Below are 26335 nucleotides of genomic sequence, written 5' to 3'. Positions count from 1 at the left end.
CAGTGCACGTCGTCGCAGCCAGCGTCAAGACATTCATCCGTAACATTGCGGAAAGGCCCAACACATCTAGCGGGCGAGGCGCCTTATCGTGTAGACCGTTCCATGAACGAGCTAGGAGTTGCGATGGCAGGGTCGGAACAGATGAAGCGTGTGACCATCACGGACGTCGCCCAGCACGCCGGGGTCTCGACGGCGGCGGTCTCCAAAGTGCTGCGCAACGCCTACGGAGTCAGCGCGGCCATGCAGGAGAAGGTCCGCGCCGCGATGGCGGACCTCAACTACCGTCCCCACGCGGCGGCACGGGGCATGCGGGGCAGGACCTACACGATCGGTGTGCTGCTGGACAACATCCGCAACAGCTTCTTCGCCGACATCCTCGACGGGGTCCAAGGACAGCTCGACAACAGCGAGTACACCGTGATGATCGGCGCCGCCGGATTCGGCGCGGACGCCCAGGGCAAGACCATCCGCTCCATGGTCGATCGCCAGATGGACGGACTCATCCTCATCGCACCGGGCACCAAGCGCAGCGAAGTCCTGCAGACCGCGCAGATCACGCCCACGGTCGTCATCGGCCATCACGACGCCTCCGATGCCCACGACTCGGTCGCCGACGCTGACGCCGCAGGAGCAGGACTCGTCGTCGACCACCTGGTCGGGCTCGGACACCGCAACATCGCCCTGGTTTCCTCCCCCGGCACGCGTGCCAGCCAGTGGCACCACACACCGGAGATCGAGCTGACCAACGGCTACACCGAGGCCATGGAGGCCCACGGCCTCGCAGCCCAGGCCCGCATCAGCAAGACTGCGTACTCCGACGACGGCGGATACAAAGCAGGCATCAGCCTGCTCGCCGGCCCGGAGCGTCCGACGGCGATCATGGCCGGCGCCGACGTCGCCGCCCTGGGCGTCTGGCGAGCCGCGCGCGAGCTGGGACTGCGAGTTCCAGAGGACGTGTCCCTGGTCGGCTACAACAACACCACCTTGGCGGACCTCGCCACCGTCCAGCTGACCAGCGTCGACCAGGCAGGCCACGACATGGGCTCCACAGCCGCCCGCCTGCTCATCGAACGCGTGGAAGGCCGACGCGACCGCGCCGTCCAGGCCACCATGACCCCCCGGCTGATCACCCGCGAAAGCACGTCAGCGCCACGCACCCGTTCCTGACCGCAGCCGAGACGAGAGGACGACATGGCCCGACGGCATGTAGGCATGGTCGACGTCGCCCGGGAAGCCAACGTCTCCTTGGGCACCGTCTCCAACGTCTTCAACCAGCCCGAACGCGTTTCACCCACCACACGCCGGCGCGTGCAGGACGCCATCGACCGCCTGGGATACGTACGTATCGAAAGCGCCCGGATGCTGCGCGGTCGCCCCTCGCGCATTCTGGCGGTCCTCGTCCACGACCTCGCCAATCCCTTCTGCATCGCGCTCGTGCACGGCGCCGAGGCCGCGGCACGCCGAGCCGGCCTCGGCGTCATGGTGTGCAACAGTGCCGGCGACCCGGAGGAGGAAGCTCGCTACGTCGCCATGCTGAGCGAGCACCAGATCCGCGGTGCTCTCATCACGCCGGCAGACAGCGCCGGGCGCTCCCTGAACGCACTCGACGGCAGGGGCATCCCCTTCGTCGTGGTCGACGACTGCAAGACCGGGCGCAGCCAGTGCTCGGTGGCCATCGACGACATCCTTGGCGGCGAACTCGCGGCGGCCCACCTGCTCAAGGCTGGTCACCGGGCGATCCTCTTCGTCGGCGGTCCGAACCATCTGCCCCAGGTCCAGGCCCGATTCCAAGGCGTCGTCAAGGCCCTCGCCCAGGCCCGCATGCCCATCTCCATGCTCGCCGAGCTGGGCTGCGACGAGCTGACCGTGACCGCAGGACGGGACGCCGGGGCCCGCGTACTCGGCTTGCGTGAGCGTCCCACCGCGATTTTGTGCGCCAACGACCTCCTCGCCGTCGGCGTTCTCCAAGCGCTCTTCGAATCAGGTGTCCGCGTCCCCGACGACATCTCTCTGATCGGATACGACGACATCGATCACGCTGCGGCTGCCGCCGTCCCCCTCACCTCCGTACGCCGTCCCGCTCGCCTCATGGGATCAACGGCAGCTTCGCTCCTGATCGCCAAGACGTCGGCGAGCGCTGCAGCCGATCATCACCATCAGCAGATCACTCTCCGGCCTGAGCTCGCTGTCCGAAGATCAACAGCCCCTCTACGCCAGCGGCCAACCGCAGTGACAGGTGCAGTTTCGGGCTGAGCAGGCCAGCGGGGCAGTGCACGGTGCACACAGACAAGGACGACCGTGTTCGCGACACCGAATTCCTACAGATGCCCGCCGTGGTTCTCCTGACCCGTGCATCTCCGACGCCCGCGATGACCACTACGACCTTTGGGAGATCAGCACACCCGCCAACACGGCGTCGGAGTAGGGCCTCCGGGGCAGTGCTTCGGCGGCGAGTGTGCAAGACACGGCCGGGCGCCCGTTCGCAGAAGGTTCACCACGCCGTACTCGGCATCGCCCGACTCAACCGGTCTGCGTGATCAGTGGTCGTACGCCATGACGACCCCCCCTCCCATCTGGACGAAGTCGGGCCGCCTGGAGGGCGACGAGACGAGAATGGGCGTAACTGTTCGATGGCGTCGACCGGTTGGAGGGGGTCCCGTGGCGGTCCCGCTCCCGCGCAACAGTGACGGCCCGTATGCGCTCGGTGATTGGATGGAGCTGTCGAAGAGACCGCCCCGCCTCCACTGGGTGACCATGGGCCAGCTCATATCCGAGATCCAGGCCGCGGCCCGGCGGCGCGGTCTGCGCTCGGGCATCGACGGGGCACGGATCCGCAAGTGGCAGCGAGGCGTCCGGCCGGGCGAGGAATCCCAGATCTACATCGCGAAGCGCTCGGCTGGCTGGCGGACATCGTCCGCGCCGACGACTGGCCGAACTGGATTCTCTGAGAACCAGCGGCCTGGTTCCTCGGCCCCGACAGTTCCGCTCCGTCGAGCCGGGCTGGGAGATCCCAGTATGCGGCGGAAGCAGCAGGCCGACGCAGGCGGAGTGCTCAGGTTGCCGACGTTGATCAAAAGTCGTCGATTGCGCGCAAACTTCCTGCGGGACCGCGGCGGCCGAGGTTGAGGCCCTCGGTGCGCGCACGCGGGGCGGATGTGGGTGATGGCAGGTATGGCCCGCCGTTCGGGGGATGCGGAGGGCCCACCTGTGTTCACCGTCCCACGCTGACCGCAGACCGCGCGTCATCCTGCTCCGCGCGGAGCCCCCATTGCGTCGGCCGCCGGCAGTGGCGGCCGCTGGACCGCCCGACTGCAGGATCGCGGCCAGGCCTGTTCGCTCTCAGTCTGGGAGGGCGTCGCCGAGGCGGAGGCCTGTGCTGACCCCGTAGTCGGCGGGGTTGAAGGCGTCGGTACCCGTGGTGGTGAGGCCACTCGCGGCACCGTGCAGTTGCCGGAGGGCGCCGCTGCCCACGTTGTTGACGACGTTCTCGCCGGGTGCGGGGACGACCAGATCGGCGGTGTCCCTGCCGGTTTGTGGGGCAGCCGAGCGGGCTGAGTCTCCCGCGCAGATACGTTGTCCGGCATGGCCACCCAGATCCTCACCCTGATCGGCGTTCTCATTGGCGCCTTGACGTCCTATCTCGTGACGGCAGCCGCCGAACGGGCGAAGTTCCGGAGGGAGATGACTACGCGATGGGACGAGCGGAAGCTCGACACCTACATCGCGTGCGTGACGTGCATCAAGGAGATCCAACGAACCGCCATGGACGCCGGGCGGGCTCGCGACCAAGGGTTGAATGATTCCGAGGCGTTGCAAGCGATGGAAGCGGGTGAGACCAGGCGATCGATCCTCTTTGAAACCTTCGTTCTGCTAAGCAATGAGAAGGCTGCCACTGCCGCTCACGCCGTCAATCAGCGAACGTGGGAGTTGCTGAGGGCAGCCCGGGAACCCGCAAGCGGCATAGCCGAACTCCGCCCCATTCCCCTCGTGGAGGCGCTCAACGTGCTGCACGAGGCAGCGCGATCAGACCTGATGATATCGAGCGGTGTTCCTACCCGGTGAAGCATCCCGTGCGGCCTCAGGGCTCTCGCACCGCGCGTCGCGCGGAGCGTGCGGAGGCAGTTGGTCAGCCGATGTGGCCGGTGGGCTCTGGCGTCTGGGACTGGGTCGCCGCCAGGCTTGTGAGCCTGAGCCGGTCTTCGGAGGTGCTGCCCGGTTCGGCGGTGTAGAGGGTCGGGTCGCGGACCGCACGCTGGGACATGGGCAGGTCCAGGAACTGGTAGGTCAACTCCAGGTCGCCGATCTCGGGGGGGCGCAGGAGTTTGATGCCGCCGTGGCGGATACGGACGTCGTGGCGGCCCACAGCGTACGAAAGTCGCGGCTGAGGGTCGACAGCTCGCCGATGAGGTCACGCAGGGCCCGGTCGTGCGGCTCACGCCCGGCTTCCGCCGGCTGCCAATGGCCCTTCCGGAGATGGAGGGGGTGACGGCGCCGCCCGTCAGGAACCTGATCCTCACATCCCTTCATAACCCGCCGCATCCGCAGCGAGCAAGGCACCCGAGGGGCAGGTGCCCCGCCGGTGAAGCAGCGTGAGTTCAGGTCTGAGGTCCCCTCCGCAGGTCAACGAAGCCGGTTTCGATGTCGCCGCGGAAGGCAAGGGCTTCGTCGCCGATACCGAGGGCATAGAGCAGGAGGTCGAGTGCCGCGTCGACCTTCGCCTGGGCGCGGCTAACCCGGACGAAGACATCAGGGCCAGGGCTGCCCTCCAGTCGGCTGAGCCCAAAGTCGATCTTCTGAATGCTGAACATCGCCGCATCCACCGCGCCCAGATCCTCCCAACCCCGTTCGATGCTCAACCGCAGCCGCGCGGCCAGACCGTCCAACGACGGAGACAGGCCGGCAACCAGCCGGAAGAGGTAGTCGCCCCACAGCCGCTGCACTTGCTCGCCGTACGGCAACGTCTCGAAAACAAGGGGGTCGTGGCACTGCCGTGTGGTCGTCTCGGCAGAGACGACCACACGGCTCTGCCAAAGCTGACCAAGCGGCAGAGCAGGTTGGATATGGCCAGGTTCGAGTGCGCGCGACGGCGCAGCGCCGGACAGTCCCCGGGGGCCCAACACGCGCCATCGGAGCGTCGGCACCTCGGCGTTCAGTCGGCGGCCAGCAGGTGGGCGGGGGCAATCTGCGCGAGCCTTCGGACGGGCACCGTCAGAGCGGCGCCCACCAGCGCGGTGGCGGCCATCGCGGCCAGCAGCGCGGCGCCGACGAGCGCGACGAAGTGCCCCTCCAGCACGCCGCGCCCCAGTGTCATGACCGCAACCAGACCGACGCCGGCGCCCGACAAGCTGCCCAGGAGAGCGAGTCCGATCCCCTCGTAGAGCGTCAACCGGGCGAGTTCGCGGTTGGTCCACCCCGTTGCCCGCAGGATGGCGAGATCCGCCGCGCGCTCGCGCTGTGACAGGACCAGCACGTCCACGGCTCCTGCCGCGCCGAGCGCCAGCGACAGGGCAACGCTCAGATAGTCGGCGGTCCGGGCCTGAGCGACCACGGCGTTGCCGAGCAGCGATCCTGCCACTTCACCGCGGAAGGCTAGTGTCAGAGCCAGCAGCGTGGTGAATGCGGCGACTCCGAGCGCCAGGCCCGACGCGCCGAGCAGTGTACGGCCGCGCACCCTCAGAAGGTTGACCAGGGCCAGTCCGGCCACCGAGCGCACCGGGCGGGACCTGCGGACCGCCGTCACCGGGGCTTGGACGGCCTGCATGGGGCCCAGACGCGTCGCGAGCCAGGCCGGGATCAGACCCGCGGCCGTGGCCAGCAGCAATGCCACCGGGACAACCATCAGCGACTTGGCACCGGCATCCGGCTGGCCCAGCAGCCGGCCGAGCCCGTACGCGAGCATCGCGCCCACGAAGCCTGCTGCAAGCCCTATCGCGGCCAGTTCACCGAGGACGAGCCGAAGTACCTCGCCGCCGCTCCAGCCGACGCAGCGCAACGTGCCGATCTCGGTGCGGCGGGAGCGCACCGAAGCCAGCGCCGCCTGGCCGAGGAACAGCGCGCAGACGACCAGGACAAGGGTGAAGAGGATGACGCTCTTGGCGTCCACGGCTCTCAGGATCCGCAGGGCCACCCCCTTTTCCACCCAGCGTTCCGTCACCCGCGCCGTGTCGCTGAGTACGACGGTCTGCGGCCGGGGGGAACTGCCGACCGTCACGTCCACCTGAAGCCTGGGGTAAGCGGTGCGGATCTGGCCGGCCACGGCATTGACCCGGGCCCGGGACGCGGCGTCGACGCCTGTCACGCCGGCCACTTTGAGCCTGATCGCGCTGACAGGCGCCTTGTCCTGGAGGCTCGGGACGCGGCGGCTCCTGGTAAGGGCCGTGACCGAGTCCATGGTGGTGAGCATGGTGGGCGGCGGGGTGAGGTAGCCGCCCAAGTTCCGGTCGGGGCGCAGTGGTCGGCCGTTCAGTGCGGTGCGGGTGGGCCGGTCCTCGCCGGTGACCTGTGGCGACTGGTACGTCTCCAGCGGGGCCTGCGAGAGTGGCGAGAAGCCGGGGAGCCTGCTGGTGTCGAAGCGGCCGACGACGTCGAAGTAGGGGGCCTCCAGACGGCCGAAGTCGAGCTCCTGGCATCGTCCCATGCCGTTGCAGAAGGTGGAGGCATGGCTCGTCACCTTCCGGTACTGCGGGCCTGTGTTCTCCTCGGGGACGTTCGCCACCGGTTGCTCGTTCAGGTTGGTCACCCACAGGCCGGGCTTCTGCGGTGCTTGCGGAACCGCGGCCAGGCTGCCGCCCGCCGTCCGCCGATAGGTCACCGGCCCGACCGTCCAGTAGTTGGTGGCGTCCACCCCGAACCGGGGCACCGCTTTCTGGTAGCCCTGGCCGAGGTCCACGCTGACGCGCCCCACGGCTGTGCCGCGCAGGTTCTTGACGAAGGTGTTGGCCGTCGGATTGCCCAGCCGTGAGGGCAGCGTCGCGGGATCTCCGGTGTCGAGGCGCTCTACGGTGGCGTTGATCCTGCCCGCGGTCAGCGCGTGGCTGCTGAGCGCCACCGCTATGTGTGCCTCTCGCTGACCCTGCGGGCTTTTCGAGGGCGGAACCACGTACGGCTTGTCCCGCTCCGCGATCATGCGGCCCGACGTGACGGTGCGGCGCAGGCCCACCAGGCGCTCCTCCGCTGCGGGGTCGACGGCGGACAGCAGCACCGGGTAGGCGACGGGAATGTCGATGGTGGCCTTGCCCTGCCCTGACTGGCAGTTCATCCGCGAGTGCAGGTCGGGGTCGAACGCGGACCTGTCGCTGAGGTCCTCGCCGATCATGCTCTCCTTCATCGGCAGGTCGAGGTTCCACTGCGTCTGCCCGGTCTTGTCGCCGTTGAAGTAGAAGCACACGTTGTACTTGCCGTTCATCATGTACCGCCGGGTGCTCCTGTCGGCCTGTCCCTTCTCCAGGGTTTCGGACTCGAACACGTCGTCGGATGTCCCCGAGGTGATGGGAGAACGCGTGAGGTAGACGTACTGATCGGCGGTGCGATAGGTCTCCAGCCCGGCGGTGAGCGTCGGAGTGATCCGCAGGATCTGCCGGAACGCCTTGCCGTCGAGGAAACGGGAGACATCGACGGAGACGGTGTTGGACACCATCAGGTAGCCGATGTTGGCGACGGGTGCCGCCACGTCGACTCCGGCCAGGCCTCGGATGCGCCGGTACTGGTCCATCGTGATGCCGCCGAAGGTGCCGGACAGGAAGTTCGGCGCGACCAGACCGCTCGACCGCTCCACCTCGGTCTGCGCGTCGGGCGGTCGTACCAGGACGTCGTACGCGGAGCGGGCGTTCTTCGCCACCGTGCCAATGGTGCTCGCCTGACTCGTGTGCACCGTGGAGGTCAGCAGCGTGAAGCTGGTCGCCGCTACGAGGATTCCTGCGGCGAGCGCCATCGCGCGGGTGCGCCGCCGGATGAGCTGCCCGATGATCATCGCTATCACGGGCGCAGCCCTCCCAGGCGGTCGAGCACGTCGGCGGAGGCGGCGATCCGCTGGTTCGAAGTGATCCTGCCGTCCTGCAGACGCACCACCCGGTCCCCGTTCGCCGCGACCTCGGCATCGTGGGTGGCGATGATCATCGTCATGCCGTAACTCTCCCGCAGGGACATCAGCAGGTCGATGATCTCCCGGCCGGTGACACTGTCGAGGTTGCCCGTCGGTTCGTCGGCCAGCAGGAGACCCGGGCGGTTGATCAACGCGCGCGCCACGGCGACCCGTTGTTGCTGCCCTCCCGACAACTCCGCCGGAAGAGCGTCGGCACGCGTGCCCAGACCGACGGCCTCCAAGAGTTCCATACCGCGCTCGCGTCGGTCGAAGTCAACTCTTCGGGGCAGTACCGGGGCCAGCACGTTGTCCAGCACCGTGAGAGCGGGCAGGAGATGGAAGCGCTGAAAGACGAAACCGATGCGTCGGCGATGATCGTCCAGATGCCGGGACAGCAGCTTCTTGCCGTCGATCTCGACGCTCCCTTGGTCCGGCCGGTCCATCCCTCCGGTCACGTGGAGCACCGTGGACTTACCGGATCCGGAGGGACCGGTGAGCACCACCACCTCCCCCGGGGCGACCTCCAAGTCGACCTCGTTCAGGGCAATCAACCCGGGATAGCGCCGACTCACCCCGCGCAACGCTACGTGCACAGCCATAGAAGTTGCCCCCGCTCTCCTGCATTGCCACAATCCACGAGTATGTTGTCACAATGCAGGAGGGATGTGTATGCCGCTTCATCACGCCGTGCTGGCGCTCCTGACGGAGCGTCCGAGCCACGGATACGAGCTCAAGGCGCAGTTCGAGGAGACCATCGGCCCGCAGTGGGGCGGCCTCAACATCGGTCACCTCTACCAGATCCTCGAGCGGCTCGTCCGTGACGGCTACGTGACGCGTTCCCAAGTCGCGCAGGCCGACCGCCCGGACAAGAACCTCTACACGCTCACCTCCGCGGGCAGCGCCGAGCTCGAGACGTGGGCCACCACCGCCTGGGTACGCACCGGCGGCTTTCGCGACGAGATCTTTCTGAAGCTCCTGGCAGCCACCACGCTCGGCGCCGAGGCCCTCGCCACCCTCATCGAGGCCCAGCGGCAGACGTACCTCTCGGAACTCGCGGGCCTCGCCCGCCAACGCCGACTGCACACCGCCGAGCCCTTGGTAGCCCTCCTGATCGACACGGCCATCGCCCACACCAAGACTGACCTCGGCCTACTGGACAGTGCGGAACAACACTTGAGCGCACTGGCCGCGGAACGCAGGAACGAGACAGCGTCGGGGCAGAGCGTGACCGACGCTGAACCGGACGCTGGCCCGCAGGCGGCTTCCTGGCCGAACTCCGCATAACGACAACCCTTTCGGTCCGTTCAACCGAACGGCGATCGCCAGTCGGATGCAGCAAGGACCATTGCTTGCAGAGGCCTCTGTCGCCCCAATGGTCAAAATGACCAGTCGACGATCGACGAGAGGGGCGTGCAGCTGACGAACAGCAGCAAAACGCGCTGGCCGGGTGTCACCGCAGTCGAGCTCATCGGTGGTCCGTAGGCGCTTGATCTGGATCTCCACAGCTATGACGCACACTGGTCTCAGGAATACCTGAGGCATCGACGCCAGATCCTCGACGCGTTGGCGCCGCCGGTCGACGTCGAGCACATCGGATCCACATCTGTGCCCGGCCTGGCCGCCAAGCCGATCGTCGACATCGTCGTCGCGGTGCCCGCCATCACCGCGGAGGAGGACTACCTCGACGGACTGCTGACCGCCGGTTACCAACTACGGGCTCGCGAGCCAGGGCATCGACTCGTGCGCACACCGACTCGCGACGTTTACGCCCGGCAGGGCAGACGCCGATCGTGCTGCGCTGCCGCAAGTGCCGGAACTACCCCGAGCGGAAATGCACGCGGCCCACGTTCCTATACCGGATCGACCGTGCCCTGCCGGTGCGGCCGATGACCCTCGCGCAGGAACGCGCCCTGGACCGAGCGATGGAAGCCCGGCAACGGTGCCCGAAGTGCTGCCGACGGTATTTCCACGTCATCCCGCTGCGCACTCTCGAATCCTGCCTGGAATGCCACGACGGCACGTCCCTGGACCCCGGACCCCGGGCCAGGCCGGCGCTGCCTGGCCGGCTGACGCGCTCTCGTCTGCGGTTCCCGCCTTCGAGGAGGTGCGGCTCGCTGTGGCCTTACGAACTCCCTTGCACGGTCCTACCTTTGAGCCATGGAATCTCAGCGCTCTGGCCCGCTGGCGAAGGTCGTGTTACCCGTGACGGACGGATGGCGGCTGCTGTTCGTCCCCAGCCGGGTCCGCCAGCTGGGGTTCGGGTTCGGCGCGAGCACCGTGGTCCCGGCGGTGGTCGCCGCCCCCCTTTTGCTGGGCGTTCTGCTGGGCGCCGTGATCTCGGGGAGCTCCGTTGCCTGGGGCATTCTGTGGGTCTTCCTGGCGCTCACGGTCGTCGCGATGATCCTGCTCATCGTGGCCACGGTGTGCGTCACGGTGTCCACGACGGTGCGGTGGGTCGAGTTCCGCCCCCGGGGAACTCCGGCCCAGGTCGTGATCGCCCGCTTTCTGCGTTCGTCGACCATGGCGACGGCCGATCTGCAGCGAGTCGTCGTCATCGAGCGACTCTGTCTGGGGCAGCGAAAGTCGATCAAGGTGGTGCTGCATACCCGCGGCGAGACGGTGGAGTGCGAACCGGCGGCCTTCGCGACGCTGGCTCGGGTTGATGCACAGGCGCTGACCAGCTGGTTGACCGAGCAACTCGGCCGGACCCAGGTGGAGGTGGAGCGTCGGACGGAGGTGAAGCGGGACTTCGTGCGTCCGGACGAGTGGTGGACCCCGTCCCACACCGCCGAGCTGTGGCGGGTACCCGTCAGCGAGGTCGACGGCATAGCTGCCCGGCGCCGCGTCGAGAGCTATGGGTACACGCCGCGGGCAGCTTCGATGTACAGCCCTGGCACGTCGGTCACCGTCTACGACCCGGACCGGGCCTACGAGGTCGCCGAAGAACTCCGCGCGGAACGCGCCGCCCGTCAGGCCGCCGACAGCTCGGCAGCCCCTCGCCCGGCCGAGGGCGACGCAACGGATTCCCGTTGACTCGGTCAGGCCGATCCTGACTGGTTCAGAGGCGCACTCCATGAGCGGGCGGATGGCATCGCCTGCGTGGTGACCACGCCGGCCGCGCGGCTCGCTTGGCCGCCCGATGCCCCACGACGACTCGGCTGCCAATTAGGAATTGTGAATGATCGCTCCGTAGGGAATCGACAGCGAGGTCGTCCGTCGGGAGGCATCAGCACACCCCACCGCACGGAGGCACCATGGCCAGGATCTGGGCCGGCATCGACGCAGGCAAAACCCATCACCACTGCGTCGCGATCGACGAGAGCGGCCGTCGGCTGCTGTCCCGGCGCGTCGCCAACGACGAACCCGAACGTCTCCAACTCCTCGCCGACGTCCTGGCCCTGGGCGAGACGGTGACCTGGGGCATCGATCTGACCGACGGCGGAGCCGCCCTCGCCATCACGCTCCTCCTCAATCACGGCCGGCCGGTGCTTTACCTCTCCGGCCGGGCCATCCAACGGGCCTCCGAGGGCTACCGGCGAAAGCAAGACTGGCGCCAAAGACGCCGCCGTCAGCGCCGATCAGGCTCGCACGAGCCTCTACCGGACCCTCAACACGCTCCAAGACCTGCTGAGGTGCTGGACCGGCACCTGCACCACCTGCGGCCGCCCCCTGGAAACCAGCAGACCCAGACCAAGAACCTAACGAAGCACTACTAGTTCGCCGCTAACGGATCAGGCCACGCCCGCCCCGAGCCGTCACACGTCAATCTGAAACCACCAGTTACTGGCAATGAACCCTGAGTCGCCTACCACCCGGCAGGATGCTGCGAATGCGTGTACCTCAGTCGTCGGCGGTTCACGACTGTCACAACACTGTCCGGATTGTTTCTGTCCGGCCCTCACGCTGCTCATTTAGTGATCGTCGCCGTATTCATCATACTGACGGCGGCAGTTGGCGGAGTTAGGGAGTGGACCCTCATGCAGAACAACGACGAGACATCGCCAGAGGCCGGCGATGAACGGCTGGTCGCAAGCAGGTACCGGCTGCTGTCCATACTCGGCGAGGGCGGTATGGGCACCGTGTGGCGGGCCCGCGACCAAGTGCTCCATCGCGACGTCGCCGTCAAAGAGGTCCGTGCCTCCATCGAACTGCCCGTCGAACGCAGCAGGCAGATGCACATCCGGCTGGAACGGGAGGCGTGGGCGGCGGCACGCGTCAACTCCCGTGGAGTCGTCACCGTCCACGACGTGGTGACCTTCGACGACCGGCCGTGGATCGTCATGGAACTCGTCCGCGGCCGCTCCCTCGCCGATGCGATCGGCGCCGAGGGTGCGCTGGCGCCGAGGGAGGTCGCGCGCATCGGCGTCGAGGTCCTCGCGGCCCTGCGCGCGGCCCATAGCGTCGGCGTGCTGCACCGTGACGTGAAACCCGCCAACGTGCTGCTTGCCGAGGAGGGCCGGGTCGTCCTGACCGACTTCGGTATAGCCAGCGTGGAGGGCAGCACCGCGTTGACAATGACCGGTGAGGTCGTTGGATCACCCGAGTACCTCGCCCCCGAGCGGGCGTTGGGCCGGATACCGGGTACCGCCTCCGACCTGTGGTCGCTCGGGGCGTTGCTCTACACGGCCGTACAGGGGCGTTCGCCGTTCCGCCGGACGAGTGCCTTGTCGACCCTGCGCGCCGTCGTGGACGACGAGTTGCCGCCGCCGCACCGGGCCGGTCCGCTCACGGCGGTCATCGAGGGGCTGATGATCAAGGACCCCGAGGGACGGATGGGGGCCGAGGAAGCCATGGGTGAACTCTTGCGGGCGACCCAGGTGTTGACGGCAACGGCCGGGGCGGGGACCGCGGATGCGGAGGTGACCGCGGCTTTGACGGTGCCCACGACGTCGGTGACGGGCGGTGTCACTGCGGCCGTCACCTCGGCGGTGACGGCCGCGGAGAAGACCCCGCCCGCCGAGCAGACGCCGGTCGCCGAGGAGAGTGTTGCTGCGACTGCTCCGACCATGTCGACTGGCCCGACCGCTGCGGTTGAGGTGACGGTGGCTCGGGCTGCGGCCACGCCCTCGCCGCTGGGCACGTTCGGGCCTCCGCCGAACAGCGCGGCGTACGGGTCCGGCGCGGCCACGCCCGTCCCGGCGGCCGACTTCGGGCAGGACGCCAAGTCCGCGCCCCCCTCCGCCCGGCGCGGCCGTCGTAGGACGTATCTGGTGTGGGCTGTGGCGGTCGCCCTCATCCTGTCTGGTGGCGGCATCGCCTACACGGTCATGAACCAGGACGACGACAAGAGCGCCAAGAAGGCCGAAACCACCAGCACTGGCAGCGCGTCCCAACCGGTGTCGGTGGCTGTCACCGGCAACGCCACCTCGTTCGACGGGACCTGCCCAGGCGGAGACGGTGAGGTGCCCTGGTTCACCGCGACGTTCAAGACAGACCGGGCCCCGGTCCAGTTCTCGTACCGGTGGGTGTCCGACAACGGAGCCGTGGTGGACAAGGAGTGGCGGACGCTGGCGTTCCGTGAGGGTGACCCGACGAGCAAGACGGAGACGGTGCGCTTGTCGACCTGGGCTCAGGCTGGCACGTTGAAGAGTGCGATGGCCGTCGAGATCAAGTCACCGTTCGATACGAAGTCCAACCCTGTCCCGTTTTCCATCACTTGCCGGTCGAACGGCGAGTGACAGAGCCCCTGGTCCTTCATAATTGGACCAATCTTTTTTTCCTTAAGGAGTTTCCGTGCTGTCGGTCATCGTGGGACGCACCGGTCCGTTCACCGGTCAGAGCGTGGTTCTCGGAGAAGCCCCGGTGACGTTCGGGCGCAAGAGCGACAACGACGTCATCATCGTCAGCGTCAGCGCTTCCCGCTTCCACGCCGAGATCGTCGCCGACCACGGTACCTACGTCCTCCACGACCGTGGGAGCAGGAACGGCACCTTCGTCAACGAACAGCGCGTCGAGCGGCATGAGTTGCTGCCCGGCGACACCATTCGCATCGGCGACGAGACGTTCCTGTTCGAGACCCAGGAGGCCGTGGAGACGGTCATGGACCTCTCCCAGATGGACCTGCCGCGCGCCAACGCAGCCGTGGACCCAGGAGTCCTCCGAGTCACGGTAACCGGCGGCGGCCCCGTCGGCCTGGCCGTCGCACTGCTGCTGGAGGACGCACTGGCCGGACGGGTCGCGATCACCGTCTACGACGGCCGGTGGATACGCAACGGCACCTCCGTCGTCTGGAAGGACGCCGACCAGGGCAACGTCCGCCGCCAGCAGGTCGTCACCGTCCAGAGCCGGCAGTACCTGGCGCTCACAACCGAGATGCAGACGGCGATGTTCGGCGACACCGGCCAGTATTCGGAGATGTGGCCGCTCGGCCCCGACTCCGTCGACGGACGGCCGCCCCGCAACATACGTATCGCCTACATCGAGGACCAACTGCTCGAACTGGCCAACAGCAAGTCCGCCATCCGGCTCGTGCCCAAGCGGTTCGACATAGCAGAGCAAGAACACCTCATCACCCGCGATCACGTGCTGGTCATCGGCGAGGGCGGCCGCTCCCGCACCCGTGAGCACTTCGCCGGCCGCTTCGGCATGGCGGACGCCTCCATCTACTCCCTCGACGGCGAGCACATCCAGGACATCGTGCTCGGACTCAAGGTCAAGTCCCGTCTTTCGGACCCGATGAGCGTGCTGCTCACCGTGGCGCAGAACCGCTTCCTGCTCAACTCGCTTCGCGGCGAGGGCTTCCTGAACATGCGCCTCACCCGCGAGGAGGCCCGAAACGTCATCGGCATCGACCCGGTGCGGCAGGTCTTCGAAGAGTGCATCGCGGCCCGGCCGTGCGTGATGAGCCGCCACGAGGACAACGAGTTCGTCTGCCCGACCCACGGCACTCTGTTCCTGCCGGCGCTGCTGCGCGGCTCGCCGCTGTGGAAGCGGATCGTGGAAGGGCTGCGGCTGTTCGACGTCCCCGAGGAGGACCTCAGCGCCATCACGTCGTTCCGCCTCGACATGGTCCAGCGCCCGCGATTCACCGCCCAGCTCACCCGCCCGACCGCGGAAGGCCCGGGCACGTACGGGTTCCTCTTGGGGGACGCGGCCAACGCCATCCACTTCTGGCCCGGACGCGGCCTCAACAGCGGCCTGGCCTCCGCCGTCTCGCTGGCCCGCTCCCTCAGCCGGGCCTGGCGCGGACGGCCCCTGCGTGACGCGGACTTCATCCGCCACGAGGCGGCCATGTCGATGCTCCAGTACCGGCACAAGAGCCGCGCCTGGAACGCGATGGTCACCACGGACGAGCGGGGTGTGACCCGGGCGATCAAGGACATCATCGAAGGGAGCATGGAGGCGAGTGTGGCCCCGGTCCCGGCTCCGGGCGTAGCTGGCCGCGCCGGCGCTGCTCCCGCGGGCGCTGATCTGGAGGTCCTGCTGGACCGTATGCGGGCCATCCGTGAGCGGCTGGCGCCCCGTATGCCGGGTCTGCCGGATGACGACGTGCTCCGGGCCCATCTCTCCACTCTGGCGCCCGCGACCCTTCGCACACTCCAGGAGAGCGGTGCCTGGGACACGCTGATCGTCAGCGGCGAGGAAGCCGACATCGACATCTTCTACCAGCAGGACGCCCCGGTGTTCGTCCCGACCACCCCGCAGCAGCCGCAGCCGCTACCGGACCCCCGTAACTCAGCCCTGTTGGGTCCGGCCTGACGGTCCGCCGCCTCAACTGCAAACACCCAACCACTTGGTGCGTGGGCGTTCACGCCGGTCCGCGGCTTGCTCGACGGGAGCAAACGAGCTCACCGTACGGCTCTCATCCGGCCTATCTTGACGGGTGTGCCCGTCACGATAGGCCGCAGTGGGGGCGGGTAGTGGATCCATATCGCTTGCGTCGGCTGGTCCCTGAACAATTTCGCCAGTTGATCGTCAACGCCGTTCCGCTCTGGGCTCATACCGCGGATCTGCCAGGCATCCGCGGTGGCGTCGAGCGTGCGCGAGTGGGCGTGAGCTGGCGAGCTCAAGCAGTGAGCCAGGCCGGTAGTGGTCAAGCTTGCGGGCCGCAACACCCGTCGCCTGCAACAAGATTCGGGACACGGCCCGGCTTCCCGGTCTTCGGTGCGGATGACCAGGATCGGGTGCATCTTTGACCGGGCCACCGACTCCTTGAGGATTCGCAGAGCCGGGAAGATCGCGCCCTCCGGCTCATCCTGCTCATCCCCCGGGACCAGCCCGTCGTCGTCATCCCGGCGCTCCTCGTCGGCGTCCTCGGCAACTCGGGCGTCGGCTGCGGCCGCCGGAGCGGGAGCAGCCACCGAAGGTGCTTCGGAGGCGCCCGCCGGAGCGGGAGCGACGTAGGCGCGCAGGACGGCGGCGAGGCGGTGGCCTTCGGCGATGTCGGGCGTCTGCAGTCCGGCCGCGGCCAGCTCGGTGAGCGGGGGGTGGAGGTCGCCGAGGTCCTTCACGTGCGCGCCGGCGAGCGCGGTGCGCAGCGCCGCGAGAATCCGGGTCACCTCGGCGGGCAGTCCGTTGAGGCATAGCCTGTCCCGTACAGCCTGACCTGCGCTGCCCCTTGTAGGCGAGGCCAGTCCCCCGCGATCAGACAGCGTCATTCCGAGGGAATGCGAAACTCGAACTCTGCACGGTCCCACGGAACGGCGGGCGGATTCGCGAGCACAGTCCCGGTCCGGACCGCGCCGACGCGGTGATAGAAGTCCTCGGCGGGATGATGCGACACAACCTTGAGGCGGTCTAGCCCGGCGGCACGAGCCTCGTTCTTCATGTGCTCGATGAGCCGCCTTCCAATACCCCGCCCCTGCGCCTCGTCGGCGACGAACAACAAGTCGAGCTCCGGCGGAGCAAGGACGAGCGAGTAGAACCCGAGGACCCGGCCTCCCTCGTCCTCGTCGGTGGAGACGGCCACGAAGACGCGGTGGGCCTCGATGTAATCGGGACCGACTCGATAGCCCGCGACTGCGCCTGCGTACTCCCCCTGGTAGGCGCTTGAGCCACGCACGATCCGGGTGAGTCGTTTGGCATCCCGTGCGACAGCCCTCCGAATCGTGATCGGTTGGCTGGTCGGGAAAGTACGTGACCTCATCGGAAGAGTATTTCTCACCCTGGTGCGTGTCTGTTCCGTTGGGGCGTCTCCATCCCCCTCATCAAGCGTGTGGCACGGCCGCTTCGGCATGGTGAAGAGGCTCCGATACGAACAGGCGCGCAGTTGTTCGCACGAACAGGTGATCGTGGCGTCAGAAATTGCGTGAGGCCTGCACGAACACCGATGCTTACGGAGTGCAAGCGACGTGCTGCAGAACGTAGCTGATGCGCACCTGGTCCCTGTCCCATACAGGACCGGGGTGTTGGTCCCACACACATGCATCATCGCAAGGAGATCGTTTCACCATGAACCTGCTCACCGACATCCTCGCCGGCCTCGTCCACTTCGTCGGCTGGCTGGTGTAACTCCGTCGGATACCAGCGCGGCGCTGCCCTCCCGGTCCCACGGGGAGGCGGCGCCGTTGCGTTGTCCGTTTCCTCGCCGACCCGCGTGCTCACCTGTAGACGGACCGCTGCCCGACGCACTTGACCAGCCTCTTACGGAGAAGGTCTTCCGCAGAGGGGCCGGCCGCCGGGCCAGCGCACGCCGCTCGCCGTCCCCGCGTTGCGACTGTGCGGCCCGGCCGGCCTGCGTCTCAGGGTGATCGAACCGGTCCTCGGAGCGGCGCACGTCCTTGAATGCCAGGCAGGTGGGAGCTTTGGTTCATGACCTTTCGACCGGGACCGGACCCGCGACGTTCTTGGCGGCCGGGGCACGCACCGGCCCTGGTGGCGATCCCCGTGGGACTGATCATCGCGGTCTGTGTGGTGGATGTACTGAGTCCCGAGCACATCCATCTCGGTCCGCTACTGGTGGCAGCGCCCGCGATCACGGTCGCGTTCGCCGGAGCCCGGATGACGGCGCTCATGGGAGGCCTCGCAGTGGCCGCCCAGGTGCTGATCGGCGCGATCCGAGGAGACCTGGCCACCGCCAACATCCAGGCCCAGATCGCCGCCCTGATCGTCGTCTCCGTCGTATGCGTCTTCATCTGCGTGGTGCGCGACCGCAGCGAGCGCCAGCTGGAGCAGGTGCGATCGGTGGCCGCGGTCGCGCAGGGTGTGTTGTTGCAGCCGCTGCCCACACACGCCGGCCCGCTGCGCATCGCCGGGATGTACATCCCCGCCGCGGAAGAGGCCGACCTGGGCGGGGACTTGTACGCCGCCGCCCGAACCGCCCACGGCAGCACGCGGCTCCTCATCGGTGACGTCCGCGGCAACGGCCTGGCCGCGATCAACAACTCCGCTCTCCTGCTCGGCGCCTTCCGCGCAGCCGCCCATCGGCAGGCGACCCTCCCCCAGCTCGCCGTCCACCTGGACGCCGCGTTCCGCTGGGACGCCGGCCAATGGCGAGCTCACGAAGACCCGGACACCAACGAGGACTTCGCCACCGCCACGCTGCTCGACATCCCCGACGACGAACCCGTCGTCCACGTCATCACCTGCGGACACCCACCCCCGCTCCTCCTTCGCGGCGGACACCTCACCCCGCTCACCACCGAGGCAAGCCACCTCCCGATCGGATTCGGCGCAACCTTCGGCATCACCTCCTACGAGATCCAGACCTTCCCCTTCGCGGTCGACGACCTCCTGTTGCTCTACACAGACGGTGTCATCGAAGCCCGCAACACAGTCGGCCACTTCTACCCCTTCGCCGAACGAGCCCCGCGATGGACCGGAAACGAACCGGACCAGTTGCTGCGTCACCTGCGAGACGATCTGCGAGCCCACGTTCACGGTCACCTCAACGACGACGCCGCCGTCGTCGCGATCCGCCGCACGATCAACTGATCAGCAGTCGTCGAAGGCATCGCCGAGGCACGCGCGCACGCCGCGGTCGCCCAGCACACCACCGTGGAGCGGATGCCGACCAGCAAGGCGTGGCAAGCAGCCCTCACCGTTCGGCTGGTTCAGTCGGTGGTCCGTGCCAGAGCGAGGACGGGTGTGCGGCGTCCTGCCCGGTCCTGGAAGTCGGCGAAGTAGGGCGTGTGCTCCAACTGCCGGTCCCAGAGGCGTTCCCGCTCGGCGCCGCCGATCTCGGTCGCTGTCACCGCGTAGGTGTCGCTGTCGATTTCAACTCTGGCCGAGGGGTCGGCGAACAGGTTGTGGTACCAGGCCGGGTGCTTCTCTCTTCCGCCGTTGGCGGCGAAGACCACGAGGCGGTGTCCGTCTCGTAGGTAGGTCAACGGGGTCGTGCGCGGTTTCCCGGTGCGGGCGCCTGTGGTGGTCAGCAACAAGAGAGGTACTCCCTCGAAGTCGCCGCCCACGATTCCGCCGGCGCTGCGGAACTCGTCGATGACCGACTGGTTGCGCTGGAGACGCTCCGACATGGATATCGACTCTCCTTCGAGGCGGGGTCAACAAGGGCTTTCCGCCGTCGGTGCGATCAGGGCCCAGCGGGCAGAGCGCAGGTGACTGACGCGCGATGTCACCGAGGGCGGTCCCGTGTGAGGCCCGTCCCCGTGTCTCCGTACCGACAACGCTGGAGGAGTTCTGAGGATCAGAAACCGATCGCTTCGCGCAGGAGCAGGACGGTACCGCGGCCGGGCTGGTGTTCTGCGTTGAGGATGAGGAGACGGTTGACGGCGCTGGGGCGGCCGTACGCTTCCCGGGTGCGGGCGCTCTCCAGGGGGAGGCAGTGATCCTGTACGCGCTGCAGTGCGGTCGTGAGGTCGGGTACCACTTTCTGCGCACCGACGATCCAGATCGCCCGCGCGGCACCGCCGGCGTAGGCGGGCAATTGGCTTCCGCTGCCCGAGGCCACCACGAGGGAGCCTGTTTCGGTGAGAGCCGCAACGCTGCCCACGACCACGTCAGGGCTGGCGAGGAGGCGCCTGATGTCGTCGGCTTGAGTGGCACGGTCCATGGACAGGACACGGGGCTTGATGGCCTCGTACCGCCCGCCCGCGTTGATGTCCTCCTCGATCCCGGACAGGCGGAGCGTCTCGCTGGCGCCGGTGAACACGACGGCGCCCTCCGGGATCAGCTCCTTGACGCGGGTACGAGCGGCGGCGGCGTCATCGAGGATCGCCGCGGTGAAGCCGTGCGCGTTCAGCGCCGCGGTCGCCCGTTCCAGACGCTGGGCGGGTGCCGGGTCGGCGAACGATGGTGTCGGCGACGGAGTAGTCATGACGTTTTGGTCCTTCCTGAACCGCCGGATGATGTCGTCAACCGCCGGATGATGTCGTCTCAGGAGTTCGACAAGACAGGGTGCCCGAGTGTGAGGCGCCGCCTCGCCTCACATTCCGGGTGGCTGTCTTGTCGGGTTGGTGTAGGCAGATATGAACCGAGGGAGGCGTCGGCAACATGACGACCCGATCCGGGCCCGGAGACGGCCCGTCCGATCCGGAACTGGACGCGATCATGCGGGAGCGGCGTCAGCTCATCGCCATCGCCTACCGGCTCCTCGGCTCCCTGGCTGAGGCCGAGGATGCCGCACAGGAGGCCTACACCCGCTGGTACGGCATGTCGCCGCAGGAGCGGGAATCCATCGAATCCCCCGGTGCCTGGCTGACGACGGTCGTGAGCCGCATCTGCCTCAACCAACTCGGCTCCGCCCGCGTCCGGCGGGAGGCCTACGTCGGCGAATGGTTGCCGGAGCCGCTACCGGAACACGCGCGATGGAGCGCCGGGCGTGCCGGAGCCATCCCCGTCGATCCTGCCGAGCACGTCACCCTCGACGAGTCGATCAACCTCGCGTTCCTGGTCGTTCTCGAATCGATGACCCCGGCCGAGCGCGTCGCATTCATCCTTCACGACGTCTTCTGCCACTCCTTCGCGGAGGTGGCCGAGATCGTCGGCCGTACTCCGGCCGCCTGCCGGCAGCTGGCCTCCTCGGCCCGGCGTCGCGTCCGGGCCCAAAGGTCCCCCGCAGTCCCGGCATCCCAACGCGGCGCAATCGTCCGGGAGTTCAAGCAGGCATGGGAAGCGAAGGACATCGACGCTCTCATCGGCCTGCTCGACCCCGACGTCACCGCGACCGCCGACGGCGGCGGACTCGCCCCGACCTTCCCGCACCCCATCCATGGCGGCCCGCAGGTCGCTCGCGCCTGGATCGAGATCGCCTGTCGCCGACCGGGCGACATGGTGTTCCTGGAACGCACGGTCAACGGGCAGCCCGGGCTGGTGGCCGAGTTGGACGGCGCCATCGTGACGGTGTTCGCTTTCGACGTCGCCGACGACCGGATCAAACACATCTGGGTGGTACGCAACCCTGAAAAGCTCCGCCACTGGACGACGCGGTGACACGCGCCCTCACATGATCACCGCCTTTCGGTGACCGGGGGCGTGTGGCCCGCTCTGGGCCACACACCCCCTGTCACAGCGGCAGGCGCGTACCGCAGGCAGCCAAAGCCACGGTCGTCCGGCGCATTCGCTCTCAGGCGCGCCGAGGGAACAGCCAGACCCAGACTGGGCCGCTCTCCTGTCTCCAGTCCCGCCCCGCCGACAGGGCCGCTCGCCCCTCCGAGCGCATACCCTCCGCCAGCATCTCCGCCGCGTCCTGGTACGCCGTTCCCTCAACCTGCGAAACTCCGTACAGGGCGGCTCGCTCTACAGAAGCGCACAACAGATCAGCTGCCGTCTCCACATCCTGGAACTCGGAGGAGGCCTGGGCGATCCCCTCAGCCCCCCATGACATAGCGAACATCCCTCCAGCCTGCACCTCTCCTCATCCGGCCGCCATCGGAGGGCGACAGTGGCCTCTGCGAAGGAACCTCTGGCCGGGTCAGTCCCGCCGGTCAGCATCGCGCTCGGGACGGGAAGACCGACCGAGTCAGATCTGCGCCGTCTCGTCGCCGACGACCTCCCCTACATCCCCCGAACCGCACACCGACGGGCTCGATTCGCGCAGGACAGCCGGACGGTCTGCCCCCGGCCTGCGGGGTGTACGAAGACTGCAGGGCTGCTGGTCCAGGTCTGACCGTCAGTCCCTGTGGATCGCTGGGTCAGGGCAAAGGGTTGGCGCCTTCGATGACCTGCCACCCGGAGGCCAAGGTGCCCGATTTCAGATGCTCAACGCCTTCTCCTCGGAGTGTCACGAACGCGGTGAGGCCCGTGTCCAGTGCTGCCACCCGATGCCCGTAGATGACGGCCTGTGTCAGCGTCAGTTCGATCGCCTGCGCTGAACCGCGGAGCCGGTCGAAGCGGGCACCGCGACGGACCGGTCCTCTCAGGCAGCGCACAGTGACCGTGGCCTGTTCGAGGGACGCGACGACGACCCGGACAATCTGCAGTTCTACGCTGCTGGAATCGCTGCCGGGACGGGGAATCTCACTCACGCGGCTGCCCTCTCTCGCTCGACCAGGGACGCCGTTCTCGAACCGGGCAGGCCCGCGGACAGCCCCGTCGACGCGGTGGTCGTTCACGCGCAGGGCCCGGACCACGACCGGGCCGGCCTCAGTAACCACGGTCCGGGGCACGTGCAGGCCGTTGCGGAGCACCAGCTGCCTCCCGTGATCAGCTGTCTCAGCCACCAACTCGGTTGTGTACTGGTTCACTTCCGCCCTCAAAGCGCCGACCAACACGCGTCGGACCCTCTCTCGGACCATCCCGTTGCTCAAGAAGCCGAACTGGTTGGAACGGTCGTCGGGTACTGCGTTGAGCACGGGCGTGCCTTCCCGACCCGCACAGCGAACGCGGGCCACTCGGTGACCATCACTGGATCACTCCGGAAGGTACGCCTCTCCCGTGGGCTCCTGGAGCCGATCCACAAGTCCCGGGCATTGCTCCTGATCTACAAAGAGGAGCGTCGTGCTCCGCTGAGCTGCTGAATCTGCCTCAGCGGGTAAGGGGTCCGCCTGCTTCGGTGCTGAAACCGGCGGCTGAAGTCGGACATCACTACGGCTATGGGTGCGTTACGGGCAAGGATCGCCGCGGTCGCGTCGGGGATCCCTGCGGGGCGCCGGCCTTCGGCGTAGGCCCGGACCATGGTGCAGCGGCCTTCCTGATCCTGCCTCGCGTATCCGTGCAGCGCGGTGACGAGCCAGTTGACCAGGTACGTGGCGGTGTAGGAGCGGTCGTATGACTGATGCCGGTCGCAGAAATCGGCCTCTTCCGGCGACAGGTCGAAGTCGGACGAAAGGGCGAGGCCGAAGTCCGCGAAGTAGAGACGCCGACCGTCGGTCAGGATGTTCCCGAAGTGGGCGTCGAAGTGCAGGAGACCGCGGCTCTGCATGAACGAGGTGCCGACCTCAAGTTCCCTCTCCACCATGGTGGCGGCCTGGTCGGTGGTCCCGTCCCCTGCTTCGACCTGGACGCCCAGCCACTGGTGCAGGTTCTCCGGAATGTACTCCAGGAACAGTGCGACGCTCGTCGAGGATTGCTGGAGGGCGTGGATTCGGCGGCGCACCTGGGGCGCGTCATCCCAGTATGCGACGGCCCGTTCGACGTCTGCCAGTTCCTTGGACAGCGGCGTGGAGCCCGGCAGCACCCGCCAGTGGTACATCAGGGGGAAGCCCTCGTGTTCTGCTGTGAGAACCCAGTTCGTCGTCATGGTGTGTACGGCGAGCTCGCGCCAGGCTCCCGAACCCGGCGAGCCGATGGTGCCGACGCCGTAATGACAGAAGGCCGGCAGACCGAACAGGTTCGCGGTGGACTGGAGGTGCTCAGGTCGCCTCTCCAAGTCGGTGAGCGATACGCGCTTCACGAAGACCTGAGTGCCGGCGACTTCCAGTAGCGCCGACGTCCCGCCGATGCCGGACCCGAGCGGCAGGGCCGTGTCCAGGAGGTGCTGCAGGGCGTGATCACTGTGTGAGGACAGGGATTCGGACACCGTCTTGTAGGCGGTCAGTCGCGCGTCACGTGACATGTCAGGGCGCTTCACTGTGGTCAGCTCTCGAAGAGGGGTCGGTTCGACCGGGTCCAGGTCGCTCTTCCCCCTCGCTGTCGGCTCGCCCGTCATCTGGCCGACTGCGGGGTCGCCGCGGGAAGTTCGACCGTGATGTGGAGCCCGCCGGTGGTGCGCGGGGTGAGGGTGAGCGTTCCGTCGTGGGCGCGGGTGATGGTGTCGACGATGGCCAGGCCGAGGCCGACGCCCGCGTGGTCGAGGTGGGTGCGTTCGGTGCCGCGCTGGAACGGTTCGGTGAGTGTCGAGACCAGGTGCGGAGTGAGCGGCTCACCCGTGTTGTCGACTGTGAGCACGACGGACTGGGGGCGGACGCTGGTCCTGACCCGCACAGTTCCCTGTCCGGGCAGGTTGTGGACGATCGCGTTGTGGACGAGATTCATGGTCAGTTGGAGCAGGAGCGCCGGCGAGCCGGTCGTGGGCGTGACCTCCCCGCTCGTCTCGATGGTGACACCGTGCTTCTCCGCCAGCGGGAGGAGTGTCTCCGTAGCCTCTTCCGCCATGAGGGACAGGTCGACGGCCTCTCGGGTGAAGGACCGTTGGTTGGCGCGGCTGAGCAGCAGCAGTGCCTCGGTGAGATCGATCGCTCGGGTGTTGACGGCGTACAGGCGGTTGATGAGTTCGCCGGTGTCGCAGTCCGGATCGGTGCGGGCCACTTCGAGCAGTGCTTTGGAGGTGGCGAGCGGGGTGCGCAGCTCGTGCGACGCGTTGGCCGCGAATCTCCGCTGTTCGCCGACGTGGGCTTCGAGCCGTTCGAGCATGCCGTCGAAGACGTCGGCGAGTTCGCGGAACTCGTCCTTGCGGCCCGGTAGCCGGAGCCGGTGCGAGAGCGTTCCGTTCGCAGCCGTGCGGGTGGCGTTGGTGATCCGGGTCAGCGGGGCGAGCATGCGTCCGGCGAGCAGCCACCCTCCCACCAGGCCGAGCACCAGGAGGAACGCCAGTACCGCGGCTGCCCTCGGAGCGAAGACGTGGAGAAGGTTGGACCGGATGGGAAAGACGCCATGGGTGGGGGTGCCGCGGGGAACGATGAGCGCGCGCTCGGGGACGTAACGCAGGAGGAACACCCAGACCGCGGCGAGCAGCAGGACGCCGGCGACCATGAGGAACCCGGCGTAGCTGAGGGTGAGTTTGAGGCGAACGCTCAGCCCGGGCGGCCTATCCACGGGTCTCTCCTTCACGCCCGGTGTGGGATGTCGTTGGGTCGATGCGGTAGCCGACGCCTGCCACCGTGGCGATGATCCAGGGTTCGCCCAGGCGTTTGCGCAGCGCGGAGACCGTGATCCGCACGGCGTTGGTGAACGGGTCCGCGTTCTCGTCCCACGCGCGCTGCAGCAGTTCTTCGGCGCTGACGACACCGCCCTCGGCGGTTGCGAGGACTTCGAGCACGGCGAACTGCTTCCTCGTCAGAGCGACGTAACGGCCGTTGCGGTAGACCTCGCGACGGAACGGGTCCAGGCGCAGCCCCGCGATCTCTCGCACGGGAGGCCTGTTGTGCCCGCGTCGTCGGTCGAGGGCTCTGAGCCTGAGCACCAGTTCCTGGAGTTCGAACGGTTTCGTGAGGTAGTCGTCGGCACCGAGCCCGAACCCGCTGGCCTTGTCGTCGAGACGGTCGGCCGCGGTGAGCATGAGGATCGGCATGCCGCTCCCGGAGGCGACGATGTGCTGGGCGATGTCGTCACCGGAGGGGCCGGGGATGTCGCGGTCGAGGACGGCGATGTCGTAGGTGTTGACGGTCAGCAGGTCCAGTGCGCTGTCGCCGTCACCTGCGATGTCGGCCGCGATCGCTTCCAGGCGGAGACCGTCGCGGATGGCTTCTGCCATATAGGGCTCGTCCTCGACGATCAGCACACGCATACTCTCGATGCTACGAGTCGGTACATATCGTCGGCGTATTGAAAAGCACGTACGTTCCGGCAACATCACCCTGCCTTGACTGGCAGCGAACATCCGGCATCCGGCATCCGGCATCCGGCATCCGGCATCCGGCATCCGGCCAGTGACGACGGTCCCAGCGAGCAGCACAAGTTCGTCGCCCACGGCATGACGGCCTTCTTGGGCGCGGCTCCGGAGACTCCACACGCCACACGCCACCCGGGCCCCGATCCACGACGGCCGCCCGCGGAGCCATGCACACCCGACACGAGACCACGAGACCCGAGGATGCGGCAGTGACCGGCAGCGAGCGAGGACAGACGGTGGCGCAGGTGGTCACGGAGGGGGCCGGGCGGGGCGGCAGCGAGCGCCGGACGCCGGGCGGTGGCGACGGTCCCGCGGACGCCTGCCGGGACAGCGGCGCCGGAGCGTGGCGCGCGCGGATCCGCCGGGCGGCG

20 protein-coding genes and 4 pseudogenes are annotated in these 26335 nt (G+C 67.9%); 12 read left to right on the top strand and 12 right to left on the bottom strand.

The annotated features are described in order from the left end of the window. Positions 1-123 precede the first annotated feature (123 nt). The 3 genes from OG406_RS38650 (at position 124) to OG406_RS38640 (ending at position 4062) form a co-directional block, all read left to right on the top strand. On the top strand, positions 124-1167 hold the full coding sequence (locus tag OG406_RS38650) for a LacI family DNA-binding transcriptional regulator (protein WP_329190494.1): 1044 nt from the start codon (positions 124-126) through the stop codon (positions 1165-1167). 45 nt (positions 1168-1212) lie between these two features. Then, positions 1213-2253, top strand: coding sequence for a LacI family DNA-binding transcriptional regulator (locus OG406_RS38645; RefSeq protein WP_329190492.1), 1041 nt, complete (start codon positions 1213-1215; stop codon positions 2251-2253). 1329 nt (positions 2254-3582) lie between these two features. Beyond that, entirely contained in the window at positions 3583-4062 is a 480-nt protein-coding gene (locus OG406_RS38640) for a hypothetical protein (protein WP_329190490.1), read from the top strand. 64 nt (positions 4063-4126) lie between these two features. Here OG406_RS38640 and OG406_RS38635 read toward each other — a convergent pair. From OG406_RS38635 to OG406_RS38620, 4 genes and pseudogenes are all read right to left on the bottom strand, one after another. Next, positions 4127-4527 (bottom strand): annotated as a pseudogene (locus tag OG406_RS38635) (MmyB family transcriptional regulator). A 68-nt stretch (positions 4528-4595) separates the two neighbouring features. Beyond that, on the bottom strand, positions 4596-5018 hold the full coding sequence (locus tag OG406_RS38630) for a hypothetical protein (RefSeq protein WP_329190488.1): 423 nt from the start codon (positions 5016-5018) through the stop codon (positions 4596-4598). A gap of 131 nt (positions 5019-5149) precedes the next feature. Further along, positions 5150-7969 carry an FtsX-like permease family protein gene (locus tag OG406_RS38625; RefSeq protein WP_329191110.1) on the bottom strand — a complete coding sequence of 940 codons (2820 nt, stop codon included), beginning with the start codon at positions 7967-7969 and terminating at the stop codon, positions 5150-5152. 5 nt (positions 7970-7974) lie between these two features. After that, a complete protein-coding gene (locus OG406_RS38620) occupies positions 7975-8679 on the bottom strand; it encodes an ABC transporter ATP-binding protein (protein WP_329190486.1) in 705 nt (234 codons plus the stop codon). A gap of 70 nt (positions 8680-8749) precedes the next feature. On the opposite strand from OG406_RS38620, the gene OG406_RS38615 reads away from it, so the two are divergent. The 7 genes and pseudogenes from OG406_RS38615 (at position 8750) to OG406_RS38585 (ending at position 15778) form a co-directional block, all read left to right on the top strand. After that, on the top strand, positions 8750-9364 hold the full coding sequence (locus OG406_RS38615) for a PadR family transcriptional regulator (protein ID WP_329190484.1): 615 nt from the start codon (positions 8750-8752) through the stop codon (positions 9362-9364). Between the two features lie 132 nt (positions 9365-9496). Then, positions 9497-9847 (top strand): annotated as a pseudogene (locus OG406_RS38610) (GrpB family protein); the annotation flags it as partial. Positions 9848-9870: 23 nt separating this feature from the next. Further along, positions 9871-10032 (top strand): annotated as a pseudogene (locus OG406_RS38605) (RRQRL motif-containing zinc-binding protein); the annotation flags it as partial. Between the two features lie 205 nt (positions 10033-10237). Next, positions 10238-11113 (top strand): hypothetical protein, encoded by an 876-nt coding sequence (locus OG406_RS38600; protein ID WP_329190482.1) that lies wholly within the window; start codon positions 10238-10240, stop codon positions 11111-11113. A 221-nt stretch (positions 11114-11334) separates the two neighbouring features. Further along, positions 11335-11668 (top strand): annotated as a pseudogene (locus OG406_RS38595) (IS110 family transposase); the annotation flags it as partial. A gap of 389 nt (positions 11669-12057) precedes the next feature. Continuing rightward, positions 12058-13758 carry a serine/threonine-protein kinase gene (locus OG406_RS38590; protein ID WP_443067158.1) on the top strand — a complete coding sequence of 567 codons (1701 nt, stop codon included), beginning with the start codon at positions 12058-12060 and terminating at the stop codon, positions 13756-13758. Between the two features lie 55 nt (positions 13759-13813). Then, on the top strand, positions 13814-15778 hold the full coding sequence (locus OG406_RS38585) for an FHA domain-containing protein (protein ID WP_267052053.1): 1965 nt from the start codon (positions 13814-13816) through the stop codon (positions 15776-15778). Between the two features lie 89 nt (positions 15779-15867). Here the strand turns inward: OG406_RS38585 and OG406_RS38580 are convergent, their stop codons facing one another. Beyond that, positions 15868-16578, bottom strand: coding sequence for a hypothetical protein (locus OG406_RS38580; protein ID WP_329190478.1), 711 nt, complete (start codon positions 16576-16578; stop codon positions 15868-15870). A gap of 95 nt (positions 16579-16673) precedes the next feature. Further along, positions 16674-17165: a GNAT family N-acetyltransferase gene (locus tag OG406_RS38575; protein WP_267052051.1), complete on the bottom strand. Its 492-nt coding sequence runs from the start codon at positions 17163-17165 to the stop codon at positions 16674-16676. Positions 17166-17830: 665 nt separating this feature from the next. Between OG406_RS38575 and OG406_RS38570 the strand changes: the two genes are divergently transcribed. Beyond that, positions 17831-18952: a PP2C family protein-serine/threonine phosphatase gene (locus OG406_RS38570; protein ID WP_329190475.1), complete on the top strand. Its 1122-nt coding sequence runs from the start codon at positions 17831-17833 to the stop codon at positions 18950-18952. A 119-nt stretch (positions 18953-19071) separates the two neighbouring features. Here the strand turns inward: OG406_RS38570 and OG406_RS38565 are convergent, their stop codons facing one another. Both OG406_RS38565 and OG406_RS38560 read right to left on the bottom strand, forming a co-directional pair. Beyond that, a complete protein-coding gene (locus OG406_RS38565) occupies positions 19072-19491 on the bottom strand; it encodes a nitroreductase family deazaflavin-dependent oxidoreductase (RefSeq protein ID WP_329190473.1) in 420 nt (139 codons plus the stop codon). Positions 19492-19661: 170 nt separating this feature from the next. After that, positions 19662-20291 (bottom strand): LUD domain-containing protein, encoded by a 630-nt coding sequence (locus OG406_RS38560; RefSeq protein WP_329190471.1) that lies wholly within the window; start codon positions 20289-20291, stop codon positions 19662-19664. 176 nt (positions 20292-20467) lie between these two features. Between OG406_RS38560 and sigJ the strand changes: the two genes are divergently transcribed. Continuing rightward, positions 20468-21406, top strand: coding sequence for an RNA polymerase sigma factor SigJ (sigJ, locus tag OG406_RS38555; protein ID WP_327410862.1), 939 nt, complete (start codon positions 20468-20470; stop codon positions 21404-21406). Positions 21407-22107: 701 nt separating this feature from the next. On the opposite strand, the gene OG406_RS38550 is transcribed toward sigJ, so the two are convergent. The 4 genes from OG406_RS38550 to OG406_RS38535 form a co-directional block, all read right to left on the bottom strand. Beyond that, positions 22108-22767, bottom strand: a complete 660-nt coding sequence (locus OG406_RS38550; RefSeq protein ID WP_329190468.1) for a hypothetical protein — start codon at positions 22765-22767, stop codon at positions 22108-22110. 128 nt (positions 22768-22895) lie between these two features. Then, positions 22896-23969: a serine/threonine-protein kinase gene (locus OG406_RS38545; protein WP_329191108.1), complete on the bottom strand. Its 1074-nt coding sequence runs from the start codon at positions 23967-23969 to the stop codon at positions 22896-22898. A gap of 89 nt (positions 23970-24058) precedes the next feature. Further along, complete coding sequence (locus OG406_RS38540; protein WP_329190466.1) at positions 24059-25168, bottom strand: sensor histidine kinase; 1110 nt, start codon at positions 25166-25168, stop codon at positions 24059-24061. Further along, entirely contained in the window at positions 25161-25859 is a 699-nt protein-coding gene (locus tag OG406_RS38535) for a response regulator transcription factor (protein WP_329190464.1), read from the bottom strand. Before OG406_RS38535 ends, OG406_RS38540 begins: the two co-directional genes overlap by 8 nt. Between the last annotated feature and the right edge of the window lie 476 nt (positions 25860-26335).

Source organism: Streptomyces sp. NBC_01428 (assembly GCF_036231965.1).
Lineage (GTDB): Bacteria > Actinomycetota > Actinomycetes > Streptomycetales > Streptomycetaceae > Streptomyces.
The sequence above is the reverse complement of the archived record's forward strand: the minus strand, read 5'-3'. Positions and strand labels throughout refer to the sequence as shown.

What these genes read in the sequence shown, in the direction of transcription:
- OG406_RS38650 (WP_329190494.1), top strand. Translation starts at nt 124, where the DNA reads ATGGCAGGGTCGGAACAGATGAAGCGTGTGACCATCACGGACGTCGCC.
- OG406_RS38645 (WP_329190492.1), top strand. Translation starts at nt 1,213, where the DNA reads ATGGTCGACGTCGCCCGGGAAGCCAACGTCTCCTTGGGCACCGTCTCC.
- OG406_RS38640 (WP_329190490.1), top strand. Translation starts at nt 3,583, where the DNA reads ATGGCCACCCAGATCCTCACCCTGATCGGCGTTCTCATTGGCGCCTTG.
- OG406_RS38625 (WP_329191110.1), bottom strand. Translation starts at nt 7,969, where the DNA reads ATGATCATCGGGCAGCTCATCCGGCGGCGCACCCGCGCGATGGCGCTC.
- OG406_RS38620 (WP_329190486.1), bottom strand. Translation starts at nt 8,679, where the DNA reads ATGGCTGTGCACGTAGCGTTGCGCGGGGTGAGTCGGCGCTATCCCGGG.
- OG406_RS38615 (WP_329190484.1), top strand. Translation starts at nt 8,750, where the DNA reads ATGCCGCTTCATCACGCCGTGCTGGCGCTCCTGACGGAGCGTCCGAGC.
- OG406_RS38600 (WP_329190482.1), top strand. Translation starts at nt 10,238, where the DNA reads ATGGAATCTCAGCGCTCTGGCCCGCTGGCGAAGGTCGTGTTACCCGTG.
- OG406_RS38590 (WP_443067158.1), top strand. Translation starts at nt 12,058, where the DNA reads ATGCAGAACAACGACGAGACATCGCCAGAGGCCGGCGATGAACGGCTG.
- OG406_RS38575 (WP_267052051.1), bottom strand. Translation starts at nt 17,165, where the DNA reads ATGAGGTCACGTACTTTCCCGACCAGCCAACCGATCACGATTCGGAGG.
- OG406_RS38570 (WP_329190475.1), top strand. Translation starts at nt 17,831, where the DNA reads ATGACCTTTCGACCGGGACCGGACCCGCGACGTTCTTGGCGGCCGGGG.
- OG406_RS38565 (WP_329190473.1), bottom strand. Translation starts at nt 19,491, where the DNA reads ATGTCGGAGCGTCTCCAGCGCAACCAGTCGGTCATCGACGAGTTCCGC.
- OG406_RS38560 (WP_329190471.1), bottom strand. Translation starts at nt 20,291, where the DNA reads ATGACTACTCCGTCGCCGACACCATCGTTCGCCGACCCGGCACCCGCC.
- sigJ (WP_327410862.1), top strand. Translation starts at nt 20,468, where the DNA reads ATGACGACCCGATCCGGGCCCGGAGACGGCCCGTCCGATCCGGAACTG.
- OG406_RS38545 (WP_329191108.1), bottom strand. Translation starts at nt 23,969, where the DNA reads ATGTCACGTGACGCGCGACTGACCGCCTACAAGACGGTGTCCGAATCC.
- OG406_RS38535 (WP_329190464.1), bottom strand. Translation starts at nt 25,859, where the DNA reads ATGCGTGTGCTGATCGTCGAGGACGAGCCCTATATGGCAGAAGCCATC.